Origin of the sequence: Catenulispora subtropica (assembly GCF_039531675.1) — a bacterium.
Classification (GTDB): Bacteria; Actinomycetota; Actinomycetes; order Streptomycetales; family Catenulisporaceae; genus Catenulispora; species Catenulispora subtropica.
Map to the genome: position 1 here is coordinate 1 of NZ_BAAAQM010000123.1, position 1654 is coordinate 1654.

Sequence of the window (1654 nt, forward strand, 5' to 3'; positions counted from 1 at the left end):
CGCCCTAGTCATTCCGGCCCGTTGCCGGCGCCGCCTGGTCGGCGCGAAAATGTGCCGTGCGGGTTCCGTCCGCGCCGAGGCCGATCTGTTCTTGGGTTGATATCCCGTGCCCTAGTCCGGTCCTGGCCGCTGGTGGGGGCTGTGTCCTGTCGCTTCGAGCACGCCGGTTAGCTTCGGCGTCGCCCCGACGCGGCCGTGCGGACGGTTCCTGCTGGTGTCGCTGGGGAGCGCGGAGTTGGCAGGAGCGTTCCCGTGGAGGAGTACGCCGAAGTAGTTGAGCTGGAACAGGCCATCGAGCAGGTGGCCCGAGTGGCGGCGATCGACATCGCCAAGGCCTCGGCGATGGTGTGCACCCGCTTGCCCGCCGAGAAGAACCCTGATCGGCGGGTGCAGAAGGTCTTCGGGGTCAAGGCGACGACGAACGCGATCGCCGAGCTGGGCGACCATCTGGTCTGCCAGGGTGTCGAGCTTGTGGTGATGGAGGCGACGTCGGACTACTGGCGTCCGTTCTTCTACCAGTTGGAGGCTCGGGGACTGCGGTGCTGGCTGGTGAACGCCCGAGAGGTGAAGAACGTCCCGGGACGGCCCAAGACCGACAAGCTGGACGCGATCTGGCTGGCCAAGCTGGCAGAGCGTGGGATGCTGCGGCCCTCGTTCGTGCCGCCGAAGCCGATCCGGCAGCTGCGCGGCCTCACCCGGTTGCGCACCGCGCTGACCGAGGACCGCTCCCGGTACCGCAACCGGATCGAGAAGGTCCTGGAGGATGCGTGTCTGAAAGTCTCGGACAAGACCGACGGCGCGTCCGACCTGTTCGGGACCAGCGGCCGGGCGATGCTCGAGGCGCTGGTGGCCGGGGAGCGGAACCCTGCGACGCTGGCCGAGTTGGCCCGCGGCCGGATGCGGGTGAAGATCCCGAGACTGGTTGAGGCGCTGACCGGGCAATTCGAAGACCACCACGCCTACCTGATCGGGATGCTGCTGGAGGACCACGACCGGCTGACGGCCCAGATCCAGGAACTGACAGTCCGGATCAAGCAGGCCATTGCCACCATCGACCCCACACCCCCGCCCGATGACGACCACCCGACCAGGATGGGCCTGCTGGACCGGCTCGATGAGATCCCTGGGGTCGGCCGGGACACCGCCGCCGTCATCCTCGCCGAGATCGGCGTGGACATGACCGCCTTCCCCACGCCCGGCCACCTGGCCTCCTGGGCGAAACTGACACCCCGGACCATCCAGTCCGGCGCCAAGAACACCCACGGCCCGGCCGGCAAAGGCAACGGCTGGCTCAAAGGACCGCTCGGTCAGGCCGCGATGAACGCCGGACGAACCAAAACCTTCCTTGGAGCCCGCTACCGGCGGATCGCCAAACATGCCCCAGCCAAGAAGGCCATGGTCGCCGTGGCCCGCAACATCCTGGAGATCTGCTGGATCCTCATCGACGATCCCAACGCCCGCTTCACCGACCTCGGACCGGACTGGCACAACCGACACATCAACCGCACCCGCAAGACCCGTCAAGCCATCCGCGAACTAGAACACCTCGGCTACACCGTCACCCTCACCGAAGCAGCCTGACACGATCGCACCAAACCTCCCGGACAGCCGGGACACTCCAGGCTGCCCGTACTCACCTGCATTTTCCGGTTAG

1 protein-coding gene is annotated in these 1654 nt (G+C 67.1%); it reads left to right on the forward strand.

From position 1 onward, the window contains the following. Positions 1–252: 252 nt before the first annotated feature. Entirely contained in the window at positions 253–1581 is a 1329-nt protein-coding gene (locus ABD466_RS44215) for an IS110 family RNA-guided transposase (RefSeq protein ID WP_344663319.1), read from the forward strand. Positions 1582–1654: the final 73 nt, after the last annotated feature.